Genomic DNA, 12,844 nt, shown 5'->3' on the forward strand with positions numbered 1-12,844 from the left:
AAGCGCAAAAAATCGGTCTGGCGAGCGTCTCGCGGGATGTATTTCTCGATAACGTTCGTACCGAAGAAGCCATCACCCAACAGCTCAACACGGCCATCAAACACGCCAAAGCCCACGGCTCAGCGGTAATGATCGGCCATCCTTATCCGCAAACCCTCGCGGTGCTGGAGCGCGAATTGCCCACACTCAAAGCCCAGGGCATTGAGTGGATCGACATCAAACAGATGATTAGCGTACGCAGCAATCAAGCCATGGACGGGCACGGCAAGAATGGGGTTTACCGCTGAATGAGCCTAGAGGAGCTGCCGCAGGCTGCGATCTTTTGGAGGAGTGCACGATTACAAATACCGGGCGCGGATTTTATCTACCTCGCCCTCGGCCTTGAGTTGATCCAGCGCTGTCTGCAGCTTGCTCACCAGCGCGTCGGGGACCTCTTTGTTCAATGCCAAGTACAACTGGGCCTGATTGAAGCGCAATACGGTTTTAAACCCCGAAATGCCCACTTGCTTGGCTAAAAACTGCCCAGCGGGGTCGCCCGTGGCCCACAGATCAATTTGCCCTGATTGCAGCTTTTTAGCGTTATCTTGATCGCGCAACACAATAACCGGAGTAAACCCCTGCTTGGCCAACGTCAAGGCGATGGCATCGTCTTTGTAAGCGCCTATTTTGTAGGGGCGAGCTTGCTCCAGCGAAGTTAGCTCAACGGGGCTATCGGCCCGTGCCAGCAGCACCCAGTCATCTGGGCCGAGCGGGCCGACCCACTTGAACAGGTGCTCACGCTCAGGCACACGGGCCGTCACGAAAACACCATAGTTGGGGTTATCGAGGGCCAAGTTGTAGATACGCTGCCAAGGGAAGCGCAGGGTCATGCTGTAACCCACATCGGCACGTTTAAATGTTTCACGCAGAATGTCGACAGCAATCCCTTCAAGGTTCTGATTCTGCGCAAAGTTTTTGCCGTTTTTGGCCATGTTGTACGGCGGGAAGTTTTCTGTCAGCAGTACCAGCGATGGGCCTTCAGTTTCATCAGCAAAAACGCTACTCACCAGCAACATCGTGCAACCGGTAAGCCAGAGATACAGACGTTTAAACATAACATTCACCCAAATCCATGGTGTGCCAAGAGTGCCGTGGGCTTGGCGAGCTGTCCAGTCGCCTTTGGACACAAGAGCGCCCGCACGCAGGCGTATGTGAACGCCAGAAACACAGTGTTTATCGGATGCAGTGGGCAAAACATTGAAGCATCAGCGCCCATTGCGGGCGCTGATGGGCCAGGTGCTATTAGCGCACCACAATCCCGCGCTCAGCCATATAGGCTTTGGCCTGCGGCACGGTGTATTCGCCAAAATGGAAAATACTCGCGGCCAACACGGCACTGGCGTGGCCTTCAAGGATGCCATCGGCCAAGTGTTGCAGGTTGCCGACACCCCCCGAAGCGATCACTGGAATCCCCAGCGCATCGCTGATGGCACGGGTCACGCCCAGATCGAAACCACTTTTCATACCGTCCTGATCCATGCTGGTCAGCAAGATCTCGCCAGCGCCCAAGTCTTCCATCTTCTTCGCCCACTCTACGGCGTCGAGACCGGTGGGTTTACGGCCGCCGTGGGTGAATATTTCCCAGCGCGGGGTCTCACCCGGCTGTGAGACTTTTTTAGCATCAATCGCGACCACGATGCACTGCGAGCCAAAATGCTGCGCCGCTTCGCCCACAAATTCCGGGTTAAACACCGCGGCGGTGTTGATTGATACCTTGTCGGCACCGGCATTCAGCAGGTTGCGAATGTCTTGGATGCAGCGCACACCACCGCCCACGGTCAGTGGGATAAACACTTGGCTGGCCATGCGTTCAACGGTATGCAGCGTGGTGTCGCGCCCGTCGACGCTGGCCGTGATATCGAGAAAGGTAATTTCGTCAGCACCTTGCTCGTCATAACGACGGGCGATCTCAACCGGGTCACCTGCGTCGCGGATGTTCTCGAACTTAACGCCCTTCACAACCCGGCCGTTATCCACGTCCAAGCAAGGGATGATGCGTTTGGCCAGCGCCATGCGGTTCTCCTCAGCCTTTATAGCTATCGCAGAAGGCTTGCGCCTCGGCCACATCCAGCGTGCCCTCATAGATAGCACGGCCGGTAATCGCGCCGACAATGCCTGGCGCCTTGGCGTCTAGCAGGGCCTTGATGTCCCCCAGGTTGTGGATGCCGCCTGAAGCGATCACCGGAATGCTCGTGGCAGCGGCCAACGCTGCGGTGAACTCCACGTTGCAGCCCTGCATCATGCCGTCTTTGGCGATGTCGGTATAAACGATGGCAGACACACCGTCGGCCTCAAAGCGCTTGGCCAAGTCGATGACCTGCACGTCGCTGACTTCAGCCCAGCCGTCAGTGGCCACAAAGCCATCTTGTGCGTCCATACCGACAATGATTTTGCCCGGAAAAGCGCGGCATGCTTCAGCCACGAACTCAGGGTTCTTGACCGCTTTGGTGCCCAAAATCACGTAGCTCACGCCCGCCTTGACGTAGTGCTCGATGGTTTCCAGCGAGCGAATGCCGCCACCAATTTGAATGGGCAGGTGCGGGTAACGTTTGGCGATGGCGGTGACCACTTCGCCATTAACCGGCTGCCCCTCAAACGCACCGTTCAGGTCAACCAGATGCAGACGACGGCAACCGCCTTCTACCCATTTGGCCGCCATGCTCACCGGGTCATCGGAAAACACCGTGGAATCTTCCATACGGCCTTGGCGCAGACGGACACAGGCACCGTCTTTAAGATCGATAGCGGGAATAATCAGCATCTGGCAAACCTTTAAATTCGGGAGTCGGAGACTCGCAAGTCAATTCTTTTCAAGCGCCCACAAGTCACTTTCGATGCTCTCGAACCTCTCTTTGAGGTGCGCCTGCACATCGAAAATCGCGCGATTGTAGTAATGCGGCGCGATTTCGCGAGTGAACAGCTCAAGGATTTCAGCCGCTTCAAATGAACCCAAGTCCAATTCGAAGCGGTCTTCCATAAAGCGTTTAATTTTGCTGGTGGCTTCGCTCTCTTGCTCGGGTGTGAGCGTGAGAATCGGCGGCTTAGGCTTGCGCGGCGCCATTACCAGCGCCCGTCCCACGCCACGAAGTTTTCCAGCAACTGCAAGCCGTGGGTGTGGCTCTTCTCGGGATGGAACTGCACCGCAAAGCGCGACCCTTCAGCCAGCGCGGCGGCGAAGTCAACGCCGTAATGCCCACCACCGACCACTTGGCGAGGGTTACCCGCTTGGATGTAGTAGCTGTGGACAAAATAGAAGCGCGCCAGATCAGGAATGCTGTGCCACAGCGGGTGATCGACCTTATGTTGCACTTGGTTCCAACCCATGTGCGGCACTTTTAAATGCTCGCCGTTTTCGTGCAGATCTTTGCCAAAAAACTTTACCTGGCCTGGGAACAAGCCGATGCAGTCAACACCACCGTTCTCTTCGCTGCTGTCGAGTAGCGCTTGCATACCGACACAGATCCCGAGAAATGGACGGTCTTGGCTCACTTCGCGCACCAGCGAATCGAACCCCAAACGGCGGATTTCAGCCATGCAGTCGCGAATCGCTCCCACACCCGGAAACACCACACGGTCGGCTTCGCGAATCACGTTGGCATCGCTGGTAATCAGCACGCGACCGGCACCAACGTGCTCCAGCGCCTTGGCCACCGAGTGCAAATTACCCATGCCGTAGTCGATTACCGCCACTGTCTGCATCAGAGCACGCCCTTGGTCGATGGCATTTGCCCTGCCATGCGCTCATCCAGCGTGATCGCCATGCGCAGTGCGCGGCCGAATGCTTTGAACACGGTTTCGATTTGGTGGTGAGTGTTGGTGCCACGCAGGTTGTCGATGTGCAGGGTCACGTTGGCGTGGTTCACAAAGCCCTGAAAGAACTCCTGAAACAGATCAACGTCAAAACCGCCGACTGTCGCACGGGTGTAGGGAATATGCATTTGCAGGCCAGGGCGGCCAGAGAAGTCGATCACAACACGCGACAGCGCTTCGTCCAGCGGGACATAAGCGTGACCATAGCGGGTCATGCCTTTTTTATCGCCGACCGCTTGGCTAAAGGCTTTACCAAGAGTAATACCCACGTCCTCGACGGTATGGTGATCGTCGATATGCAGGTCGCCTTTGCACTCGATGTCTAGGTCGATCAGCCCGTGTCGGGCGATCTGGTCGAGCATGTGCTCAAGAAAAGGCACACCGATATCAAATCGGGCCTTACCGGTCCCATCCAAGTTGATCGAGGCTTTGATCTGGGTTTCCAGAGTATCGCGCTCGACTGACGCCTTACGTTCGGCCATCACCAGCTCCGCAAAATCATTGGGCGAAAAAGGTGGCCATTATAGGCACGGGTCAGGCAAACAAAAACCCTGTAGGCGCGAGCATGCTCGCGATCTTTTGATCTTTAAAAGATCGCGAGCAGGCTCACTCTTACAGATAAGTGGCGAGTTTTAGTGGAACAACACCGCCGTCTTCTGCACGGTGATCCACACCCCCCATAGCAACGGAATGCCCACCGCCAGCCATGCGGCAATGGTTAATGGACGCGTGCCCGGCGCAGCCTTCCACTCCAGCGAAGTCGTGGCATCTGCACCTTTGTCATGCCCCAGCGCCTGCTCAGCCGCTAACTGTTCGTCGGTCATGAAGTACTTATCAGCCACTGGGCGAACCAGCAAGTTGCAGATAAAGCCCAGCACCAGCAGCCCCGCAAGGATGTACAACGTGATGTCATACGCAGCCGCACGCGGCACGCCAATGCTCAGTTGGTACTCACGCAGGTAGTTGACCAACACCGGCCCCAACACGCCCGCCGCCGCCCAAGCGGTCAACAGACGACCGTGGATCGCCCCGACCATTTGCGTCCCGAACAAGTCCGCCAAGTACGCTGGCACCGTGGCAAAACCACCGCCATACATCGACAAAATGATGCAAAACGCAGCCACAAACAGCGATACGTTGCCCAAATGGCCCAAGTTGGGAACCAGCGCGTACAGCGCAAAACCCAGCGCGAAGAACACAAAAAAGGTGTTTTTACGCCCCAAGTAGTCAGAGAACGATGCCCAAAAGAATCGCCCGCCAATGTTGAACAAGCTCAACAGCCCCGTGAAGCCCGCCGCAATGGCTGCGATTTGCCCCAACTGCACGGCATCCAACTGGCTAAACGAGAGATCGTTGCCCAGCAACTTACCGGCGAACACTTCCTGCAACAAAGGCGAAGCCATGCCCAAAATGCCAATACCGGCCGATACATTCAGGCACAGCACCAGCCACACCAGAGCAAACTGTGGGGTTCTCCAGGCCACGTTCACATGCACATGGCGCTTGGTGATCATTGCGTTGCCGGTTTTCTTTGCCTCAGCAGTCCAGCCCGCAGGCTTCCAGCCGGTCGGTGGCACGCGGTACGACAAAGCACCGCCGATCATGAATACAAAATAAATCGCCGCCATCGCCACAAAGCTCTGCCATACGCCCACACCATCAGGCCCAGCAAAGTGCCCCATTAACGCAGTCGCCAACGGCGCGCCGACCATGGCCCCGCCGCCGAAGCCCATAATCGCCATGCCCGTCGCCATGCCGCGCTTATCCGGGAACCACTTGATCAGCGTAGATACCGGCGAGATGTAACCCAAGCCCAGACCGATACCGCCGATCACCCCCGAACCCAGCCACATCAGCCAAATTTGATGGGTATAAATGCCCAGCGCCGAGATCAGCAAGCCGCCGCACCAGCACAGCGCCGATACCACACCGGCCTTGCGTGGCCCGGCATGTTCCAGCCAACCGCCCCATATCGCGGCCGAGCAGCCCAAAAAGATAAAGAACAGGGTGTAGATCCAGCCGAGCATCGAAATCGGCCAGTCACATTGCGATGAAAACACTTGTGCGATAAAACTCATGTCCGGCGCACAGGCAACCGGTTCGGTCACGCCCAAGGCTTTAGACAACGGCAGCCAAAACACCGAAAACCCGTAGGCCATACCGATGCACAGATGGATGGCCAACGCGGCGGGCGGAACCAGCCAGCGGTTGAAGCCCGGTTTGGCAATAATGCGTTCTTTAGACAGGAACGCAGGCTGTGAGGCATGACTGCCCGCAGCTGAGTTGTTTGTCATTGTTATCTCCCCCATGAATGGAATGTTACCCGGCGACGCACAACCCCCGACTTTGGCACCTTATGGGCACAGCCGTTTTTTGGGGCTCAGCTCAAGACGCGACAGCGCGTCTTAAAAGGCCGTGTAAACGGACGGAGATTAACACTTGAGCGTAGGCCAAAGCCCATACTGATGTGGTCTTTAAGACGCAAACTGATCCGATATTATCGAACCCCAGACGACGACCGCGTGGCGCTATACTCACCGGCTTAATTAAAAACTCCCCTTCACACAGATTTATAAGGACTCGCCCATGAAAGCGTTCGGCAAAATCCTGGGTCTGGTGCTTCTCGGGTTGTTGCTGATCATCGTGGCGCTGGGCTTTGCCCTCAGCCATCTTTTCGATCCCAACGACTATAAAGACGAGATCCGCCAGATAGCCCGTGACAAAGCCCACATTGAGCTGACCCTCAATGGCGACATCGGCTGGAGCCTCTTCCCGTGGCTTGGCTTGGAACTGCACGATGCAAGCGTGGCGACCCTTACAGCGCCTAACAAACCTTTCGCTGACCTGCAGATGCTGGGGTTGTCGGTGCGCGTTCTGCCGCTGTTGCGCAAAGAAGTGCAAATGAGCGACGTGCGGGTTGAAGGTTTAAACCTGCACCTGACCCGCGATAAAGACGGCCGTGGTAACTGGGAAGACATCGGCAAGCCAGCACCCGCAGCGCCAGGCACTGAAACCCCAGTGGCCGATAGCAGCCAGCCTGGCACTGACGCCTCACAAGCCGCCAGCCAGCCGCTCAAGCTCGATATCGACAGCCTGACCGTGAACAATGCCCGAGTTGAATACAACGACGAGCAAAGCGGCCAGCAGTTCAGCGCCGAGAGCATTCAGTTGAGCACCGGCCCGGTTCACGAAGCCACCAACATCCCGGTCAAACTGACCGCGTTCTTGGGCACCAACAAACCCGTCATGCGGGTCAAAACAGAACTCGACGGCAAGCTGCGCTATGACCGCGTGCTCAAGCGCTATCAGTTTGAAGACATGAGAGTAGTGGGCGAAGCTTCGGGCGAGCCGCTGCAAGGCAAGACCATGAACTTCTCCGCTTCAGGTCAACTTTTGGTGGATATGGCTGCGAACGTCGCCGAATGGAGCAGCTTAAAGATTTCCGCCAACCAACTGCGCGCCCTCGGCGAATTCAGAGCCAACAGCCTCGATAAAACCCCGCAAATCAGTGGCGGCTTGTCGATTGCCCAGCTGGATCTGGCCCGGTTTCTCGACAGCATCGGCCATCCTTTGCCAGCGATGGCGCCGGGCAGCCTGAGCAAGTTCGAAATGGTCACTCGCCTCGCAGGCACACCAACCAGCGTGGCCTTTGAAGACCTAAAACTGAACGTCGATGACAGCACCTTCAGTGGTCGCATCGCTATCGAAGACTTCGCCAAGCAAGCCCTGCGTATTCAACTTAAAGGCGACACGTTTGACGCCGATCGCTACTTGCCGCCTAAGTCCGACGAAGCTAACGGCGCCACCGCCGCACGCAAGGCCGAAGTCAAAGGCAGTGAAGACAGCGCGCTGACCGCCTCGGGCGACAGCCCTCTGCCAGACGCACCTACCCAAAGCGGCTGGAGCACCAGCAAGCTGCTACCTATCGCCCGCCTCAAAGCGCTGGACCTAACTGCCGATGTGAGCTTTGGCCAACTGACCCTCAGCAAACTGCCGATCCAGAACGCCGCGCTTAAAGCCAACAGCAAAGCAGGCGTCTTAACCCTTGAGAACCTGAGCGGCGGCCTCTACAAAGGTACGTTTGCTGCCAATGGCAGCCTTGATGTGCAACCCGACGTGCCGCGGGCCAAGCTGCAAACTCGCATCAATAACGTGCCCGTCGAGAAAATCCTACAGAGCCAGGGCCAAACACCCCCTGTGACCGGCCTGCTGACCCTCAACAGCAACGTGACCGCGAGCGGTGACAGCCAACGTGCCCTGATTCAAAGCCTCAACGGCACCGCCAGCTTCGTCCTCAACAACGGCGTATTGCTCAATGCCAACATTGAACAGCAACTGTGCAAAGCCATCTCGACCCTCAACCGCAAAACCCTGAGTGGCGCCCCGCAAGGTAAAGACACGCCGTTCAATGAGCTCAAGGGCAGCTTGGTGTTCCGTAACGGCGTGGCCAGCAACCAAGACCTGGTTGTGCGCATCCCCGGCCTGAGCGTCAAAGGCGATGGCGACATCGACTTGCGCGTACTGGGTATGGACTACCGCATCGGCATCACCGTTGAAGGTGACACCCGCCCAATGCCGGACCCGGCCTGCCAAGTGGGTAAAAACTTTGTCGGTATCGAGCTGCCCTTGCGCTGCCGTGGCCCGCTGGAGCTAGGCGCCAAAGCCTGCCGCCTGGACAAAGAAGGTTTAGGCAAAGTCGCCGCCAAAATGGCTGGCAACAAACTGAGCGAAAAGCTTGAAGAGAAACTGGGCGATAAAGTCAGCCCGGAACTCAAGGACGCGCTCAAAGGGCTGTTTAAACGATGAGAGATGAGCAGTTCGCCAGTGCGGTGCTGGAATGGTATGACCGCCACGGCCGCCACGATTTGCCCTGGCAACAGGGCATTACCCCGTATCGGGTGTGGGTGTCAGAAATCATGCTGCAACAGACTCAGGTCAGCACCGTGCTCAACTACTTCGACCGGTTTATGGCGTCGTTGCCAACGGTCGAAGCCTTGGCCGCAGCCCCTGAAGACGAAGTGCTGCACCTGTGGACAGGTTTGGGTTACTACACCCGCGCCCGCAACTTGCAGAAGACCGCGAAAATCGTCGTCGAGCAGTACGCCGGCGAATTCCCGCGGGACGTTGAAAAGCTGGTCGAACTACCGGGCATCGGCCTGTCCACTGCCGGGGCGATTGCCAGCTTGAGCATGGGTCTGCGCGCGCCCATCCTCGACGGCAACGTCAAACGGGTATTGGCGCGCTTTACCGCGCAAGAAGGTTATCCGGGCGAGCCCAAAGTCGCCAAACAACTGTGGAACACTGCAGAGCGCTTCACGCCCTACGACCGCGTCAACGCTTACACCCAAGCAATGATGGACATGGGCGCCACGCTTTGCACTCGCAGCAAGCCCAGTTGCCTGCTGTGCCCACTGGAACACCACTGCGAAGCGCACATGCTGGGCCTGGAAACACGCTATCCGATCCCCAAGCCTCGCAAAACCATCCCGCAAAAACGTACGCTGATGCCGTTGCTGGCCAATGCCGAGGGCGAGATTCTGCTCTACCGTCGCCCATCGACCGGCTTGTGGGGCGGTTTGTGGAGCTTGCCAGAGCTAGATGACTTCGATGACATCGCGGCCCTGGTACAACAACACTCACTCGCCTTAGGCACGCAACAAGAACTGCCCGGTCTCGTCCACACCTTTAGCCACTTCCAACTGGCGATTGAACCGTGGTTGATCCGGGTCCACGCTTACGGCCATCACGTGGCCGAGGCTGACTGGCTTTGGTATAACCTCGCCACCCCGCCGCGCTTGGGCCTTGCTGCCCCAGTGAAGAAGCTGCTCAAACGCGCAGCCGACCTAATACACGCAGGAGAAACCTCATGACCCGCACCCTCGTATGCCGCAAATACAAAGAAGAACTGCCCGCTCTTGAGCGCGCCCCATTCCCGGGCGCCAAAGGTCAGGACATTTTTGACCACGTCTCGGCCAAAGCGTGGGCGGATTGGCAAAAACACCAAACATTGCTGATCAACGAAAAGCGTTTGAACATGATGAACGCCGAAGATCGAAAATATTTGCAGGGCGAGATGGATAAGTTCTTCAGCGGCGAAGAATATGCCAAAGCCGAAGGCTACGTTCCGCCGAGCGAGTAAACCCCGGTTTTAAAGGGTTTGGCCCGTAAGCGACGGTAATAATTAAAATTTTTTGAAAAAAGTGTTTGACGGAACCTCGGAAAAAGCTTCTAATGCGCCCCGTTGCCCAGATAGCTCAGTCGGTAGAGCAGGGGATTGAAAATCCCCGTGTCGGCGGTTCGATTCCGTCTCTGGGCACCACATTCAGCTTTGATGTGGTGTTCACACCACGCCAAAGCCATTAAAAAACCCGCCTAGTGCGGGTTTTTTATTGGGTGCGATTTTTCTTCTGAGCCGCCACCTCTCTTGGCGATTGCAAAGAGATGAGGTTCAATCCTCTCTTCAGCCTGCAAGGACACCACCTTCCAATGTCATCGCCAAAAAAACAGCAAAAGAACGCGCAGCGGGCTAAATCTAAAGCCAAGCAGAACCGCATCGGCAAGCCCGCTAAAACCTCGGCTGCCCAGTGGCTCGACCATCCGTTCGATGACGTAAAAATCGACCTGAGCACGTTCAACTTCCAAGACATCCTCGATAACGGCTTTGACCCGGCCGATTACGATGACCTGTTCCAAGTCATGAAAGCCGCTGAAGCCATCAATCTGCAAACGATGTGCACGGTATTCCTGCAATATCCGGTGCTGGAGTTAGTGATTTCGGAAGAGGAAGAAGAACCCGCCACTGACTTCCTGATGGGGTTGTTGATCGAATACCGCATTGCCATTCACGGCGATGACGAAGACAGCGCCGTGGCCTGGATCGAAACACCAGCGTTCCAGAAAGCCTACGTCGATGCCTCGCGTTTATTGCAAGAGCGCAACGCTCGCAGATCGGAGTAAATCTTGTAGCGATGTCCTGATCTGCCGGAAGGTCAAAAGATCGCAGCCTGCGGCAGCTCCTCCAAGATTTTGCGACTGCCTGCAGGAGCGAGCTTGCTCGCGATCTTTTGATCTTAAAAGATCGCTCGCTCCTTCAGCGGGGTAACGATCAACGGGTGAGGCATCCCTCAGGCTTGTGCACCCGCACGCTAGACGGCGGATTCTTTGCCAATTTGTTCGCAGGCCTGCGCGGGCGCTGCAATAACTCGCCGCCACAGTTAGGGCACAGCCCGCCTAATTTTTGCTCCACGCACGTCGCACAAAAAGTGCACTCGAACGAGCAAATCCGCGCTTGAGCAGACTCAGGCGGCAGGTCGCAATCACAACATTCACAACTGGGACGTAACTCGAGCATGGGCACCTCGTCGTAATCAGGACAATAATTTTCTTTTTAGTTAAGACGCTTCTTTCAGAAAACCAACTGACAACCGGCATAGCAAAATAATTGCACTTTTTTGACAGCCTGGATTCAGATAGTCATGAGCGCCTATTTTTTAGCGCACACAGAGAGCCCCGAAACACCGCATGGCACAGGACACTCATACCCCGCCAGGATTTGATCTACACACCCAACTCAACACCCGCGCGCTGGAGCAAGATCTCCAAGCGCTGAACATTAACACCAGCGTACTGGCATTGTGCCGCAATGAAGCCCTTGACGCTGGCTGTTCAACTTTTAGCTGTTTCGAGCGTCGGCTCGAACGCGAGGAGGTGCTGTTGTGAATCCGCTAGAGACTCAAACTTTTGAAACCTTACTGAGCAATTGCGCCGACGAACCGATTCGCTTTCCTGGCGCTATTCAGCCCCATGGCCTTTTACTGACCCTGTCTGAGCCGGATCTGCACATCCAGCAAATCAGCGCCAATGTCCAAACCCTGTTTGGCCTGTCACCTGCCGTGCTGTTGAATCAGCCGTTGTGCACGTTGACCGGCCCACAAGCCGCAACCCTCGTTAAGCAGGCCGCGCACTGCGCTGGGCACGTCGATGTACCGCCTGTGGAACTGAGCCTAAAAGGTGTCCAGTACGAAGGGTTGCTACATCGAGACAATGGCTTGTTGATTCTGGAGCTTGAGTTAAAGCCCGATGATGCTGAGCGGGTGAATACGATGGCCAAGGTCCGCAACCTTAGCCGCGTGCTGCAAAGCCTGCAGGCCGCCAAAACCCTGCCCGCGCTGTACGACATTTGCGTAAAAGAAATTCAGGCGCTGACGGGCTATGACCGGGTGCTGATTTATCGCTTTCAAGATGAAGGCCACGGTCAGGTGATCGCCGAGGCCTCGTCTGCGTCGATGGAGTTGTTCAAAGGCATGTTCTTCCCCGCCTCTGACATCCCCGAGCAGGCGCGCGAGCTGTATCGCACGCATTGGCTGCGCATCATCCCTAACGCCGACTACACACCGGTAGAGCTGGTGCCACGGTTGCGCCCCGACACTCAACAGCCGCTGGACCTTAGTGCAGCAACGTTGCGCAGCGTGTCGCCGATCCACTGCCAGTACATGAAAAACATGGGCGTGCTGTCCTCCATGAGTATCTCGCTGATGGATGGCGAGCGCTTGTGGGGCTTGATCAGTTGCGGCCATCGCACGCCGCTGCACGTGCCACACGAACTGCGCATGGCATGCCAAACCATCGGCCAAGTGCTATCGCTGCAAATCAGCGCCTTGCAAACCCTAGAGATCAACCACCAGCGTGAAGCCAAACTGGACGCTTTGGTGCATCTCAATAGCGCGATGGTGCAGGGCTCTGAGAGCGTGTTCGACGGCTTGGCACAGGAACACCAACAGTTGATGGGCCTGACGCAAGCCACCGGTGTGGCCATCATTGAAGGCAACGTGCTGCATCAGTACGGACAATGCCCAAGCACCGAGCAGATTCGCGACCTGTACCAGTGGCTCAAACACAGTCACCAGCCGGTGTTCTCAACCCACAGCTTATCGGCGCTCTATGCACCGGCCGCGGCCTACAAAGTCATTGCCAGCGGCTTGTTAGCCATGAGTCT

Annotated in this window: 15 protein-coding genes and 1 tRNA gene; 8 read left to right on the forward strand and 8 right to left on the reverse strand. The window is 56.6% G+C overall.

What is annotated here, in order from left to right:
- On the forward strand, positions 1 to 287 hold a 287-nt coding region (locus AQS70_RS02830), incomplete at its 5' end, for a divergent polysaccharide deacetylase family protein (RefSeq protein WP_162233865.1).
- A 51-nt stretch (positions 288 to 338) separates the two neighbouring features.
- Here the strand turns inward: AQS70_RS02830 and AQS70_RS02835 are convergent.
- The 7 genes from AQS70_RS02835 to AQS70_RS02865 all read right to left on the reverse strand — a co-directional run bounded on the left by AQS70_RS02835 (position 339) and on the right by AQS70_RS02865 (position 6,143).
- Entirely contained in the window at positions 339 to 1,094 is a 756-nt protein-coding gene (locus AQS70_RS02835) for a substrate-binding periplasmic protein (protein WP_055101421.1), read from the reverse strand.
- A gap of 187 nt (positions 1,095 to 1,281) precedes the next feature.
- Complete coding sequence (gene hisF, locus AQS70_RS02840) at positions 1,282 to 2,052, reverse strand: imidazole glycerol phosphate synthase subunit HisF (protein WP_055101422.1); 771 nt, start codon at positions 2,050 to 2,052, stop codon at positions 1,282 to 1,284.
- Between the two features lie 10 nt (positions 2,053 to 2,062).
- A complete protein-coding gene (gene hisA / locus AQS70_RS02845) occupies positions 2,063 to 2,800 on the reverse strand; it encodes a 1-(5-phosphoribosyl)-5-[(5-phosphoribosylamino)methylideneamino]imidazole-4-carboxamide isomerase (RefSeq protein ID WP_055101423.1) in 738 nt (245 codons plus the stop codon).
- A 39-nt stretch (positions 2,801 to 2,839) separates the two neighbouring features.
- Positions 2,840 to 3,100 (reverse strand): DUF2164 domain-containing protein, encoded by a 261-nt coding sequence (locus tag AQS70_RS02850; protein ID WP_055101424.1) that lies wholly within the window; start codon positions 3,098 to 3,100, stop codon positions 2,840 to 2,842.
- Positions 3,100 to 3,738, reverse strand: coding sequence for an imidazole glycerol phosphate synthase subunit HisH (gene hisH, locus AQS70_RS02855; protein ID WP_055101425.1), 639 nt, complete (start codon positions 3,736 to 3,738; stop codon positions 3,100 to 3,102). Before hisH ends, AQS70_RS02850 begins: the two co-directional genes overlap by 1 nt.
- Positions 3,738 to 4,331: an imidazoleglycerol-phosphate dehydratase HisB gene (gene hisB, locus AQS70_RS02860; protein ID WP_047272898.1), complete on the reverse strand. Its 594-nt coding sequence runs from the start codon at positions 4,329 to 4,331 to the stop codon at positions 3,738 to 3,740. Before hisB ends, hisH begins: the two co-directional genes overlap by 1 nt.
- A gap of 150 nt (positions 4,332 to 4,481) precedes the next feature.
- Positions 4,482 to 6,143, reverse strand: a complete 1,662-nt coding sequence (locus AQS70_RS02865) for an OFA family MFS transporter (protein WP_055101426.1) — start codon at positions 6,141 to 6,143, stop codon at positions 4,482 to 4,484.
- 292 nt (positions 6,144 to 6,435) lie between these two features.
- Here AQS70_RS02865 and AQS70_RS02870 point away from each other — a divergent pair, with 292 nt between their 5' ends.
- The 5 genes from AQS70_RS02870 to AQS70_RS02890 all read left to right on the forward strand — a co-directional run bounded on the left by AQS70_RS02870 (position 6,436) and on the right by AQS70_RS02890 (position 10,806).
- Positions 6,436 to 8,655 (forward strand): AsmA family protein, encoded by a 2,220-nt coding sequence (locus AQS70_RS02870; protein WP_055101427.1) that lies wholly within the window; start codon positions 6,436 to 6,438, stop codon positions 8,653 to 8,655.
- Positions 8,652 to 9,719, forward strand: coding sequence for an A/G-specific adenine glycosylase (mutY, locus tag AQS70_RS02875; RefSeq protein ID WP_055101428.1), 1,068 nt, complete (start codon positions 8,652 to 8,654; stop codon positions 9,717 to 9,719). Before AQS70_RS02870 ends, mutY begins: the two co-directional genes overlap by 4 nt.
- On the forward strand, positions 9,716 to 9,988 hold the full coding sequence (locus AQS70_RS02880) for an oxidative damage protection protein (protein WP_055101429.1): 273 nt from the start codon (positions 9,716 to 9,718) through the stop codon (positions 9,986 to 9,988). Before mutY ends, AQS70_RS02880 begins: the two co-directional genes overlap by 4 nt.
- 104 nt (positions 9,989 to 10,092) lie before the next feature.
- Positions 10,093 to 10,168 (forward strand) — tRNA-Phe (locus AQS70_RS02885).
- Positions 10,169 to 10,335: 167 nt separating this feature from the next.
- Positions 10,336 to 10,806 (forward strand): hypothetical protein, encoded by a 471-nt coding sequence (locus tag AQS70_RS02890; protein WP_055101430.1) that lies wholly within the window; start codon positions 10,336 to 10,338, stop codon positions 10,804 to 10,806.
- 148 nt (positions 10,807 to 10,954) lie between these two features.
- On the opposite strand, the gene AQS70_RS23055 is transcribed toward AQS70_RS02890, so the two are convergent.
- A complete protein-coding gene (locus AQS70_RS23055) occupies positions 10,955 to 11,200 on the reverse strand; it encodes a DUF1272 domain-containing protein (protein WP_082428022.1) in 246 nt (81 codons plus the stop codon).
- Between the two features lie 170 nt (positions 11,201 to 11,370).
- Here AQS70_RS23055 and AQS70_RS02895 point away from each other — a divergent pair, with 170 nt between their 5' ends.
- Both AQS70_RS02895 and AQS70_RS02900 read left to right on the forward strand, forming a co-directional pair.
- Positions 11,371 to 11,568, forward strand: a complete 198-nt coding sequence (locus tag AQS70_RS02895; protein WP_055101431.1) for a hypothetical protein — start codon at positions 11,371 to 11,373, stop codon at positions 11,566 to 11,568.
- The coding region (locus AQS70_RS02900) for a GAF domain-containing protein (protein ID WP_156354974.1) at positions 11,565 to 12,844 on the forward strand (1,280 nt) is incomplete at its 3' end. The genes AQS70_RS02895 and AQS70_RS02900, both read left to right, overlap by 4 nt.

The sequence above is a fragment of the Pseudomonas endophytica genome, from assembly GCF_001411475.1.
Lineage (GTDB): Bacteria > Pseudomonadota > Gammaproteobacteria > Pseudomonadales > Pseudomonadaceae > Aquipseudomonas > Aquipseudomonas endophytica.

Excerpts from the sequence above, each read along its gene's own strand:
- AQS70_RS02865 (WP_055101426.1), bottom strand. The coding sequence starts at position 6,143 with ATGACAAACAACTCAGCTGCGGGCAGTCATGCCTCACAGCCTGCGTTC.
- AQS70_RS02895 (WP_055101431.1), top strand. The coding sequence starts at position 11,371 with ATGGCACAGGACACTCATACCCCGCCAGGATTTGATCTACACACCCAA.
- AQS70_RS23055 (WP_082428022.1), bottom strand. The coding sequence starts at position 11,200 with ATGCTCGAGTTACGTCCCAGTTGTGAATGTTGTGATTGCGACCTGCCG.
- hisH (WP_055101425.1), bottom strand. The coding sequence starts at position 3,738 with ATGCAGACAGTGGCGGTAATCGACTACGGCATGGGTAATTTGCACTCG.
- AQS70_RS02880 (WP_055101429.1), top strand. The coding sequence starts at position 9,716 with ATGACCCGCACCCTCGTATGCCGCAAATACAAAGAAGAACTGCCCGCT.
- mutY (WP_055101428.1), top strand. The coding sequence starts at position 8,652 with ATGAGAGATGAGCAGTTCGCCAGTGCGGTGCTGGAATGGTATGACCGC.
- hisB (WP_047272898.1), bottom strand. The coding sequence starts at position 4,331 with ATGGCCGAACGTAAGGCGTCAGTCGAGCGCGATACTCTGGAAACCCAG.
- AQS70_RS02835 (WP_055101421.1), bottom strand. The coding sequence starts at position 1,094 with ATGTTTAAACGTCTGTATCTCTGGCTTACCGGTTGCACGATGTTGCTG.
- AQS70_RS02870 (WP_055101427.1), top strand. The coding sequence starts at position 6,436 with ATGAAAGCGTTCGGCAAAATCCTGGGTCTGGTGCTTCTCGGGTTGTTG.
- hisF (WP_055101422.1), bottom strand. The coding sequence starts at position 2,052 with ATGGCGCTGGCCAAACGCATCATCCCTTGCTTGGACGTGGATAACGGC.
- AQS70_RS02890 (WP_055101430.1), top strand. The coding sequence starts at position 10,336 with ATGTCATCGCCAAAAAAACAGCAAAAGAACGCGCAGCGGGCTAAATCT.
- hisA (WP_055101423.1), bottom strand. The coding sequence starts at position 2,800 with ATGCTGATTATTCCCGCTATCGATCTTAAAGACGGTGCCTGTGTCCGT.
- AQS70_RS02850 (WP_055101424.1), bottom strand. The coding sequence starts at position 3,100 with ATGGCGCCGCGCAAGCCTAAGCCGCCGATTCTCACGCTCACACCCGAG.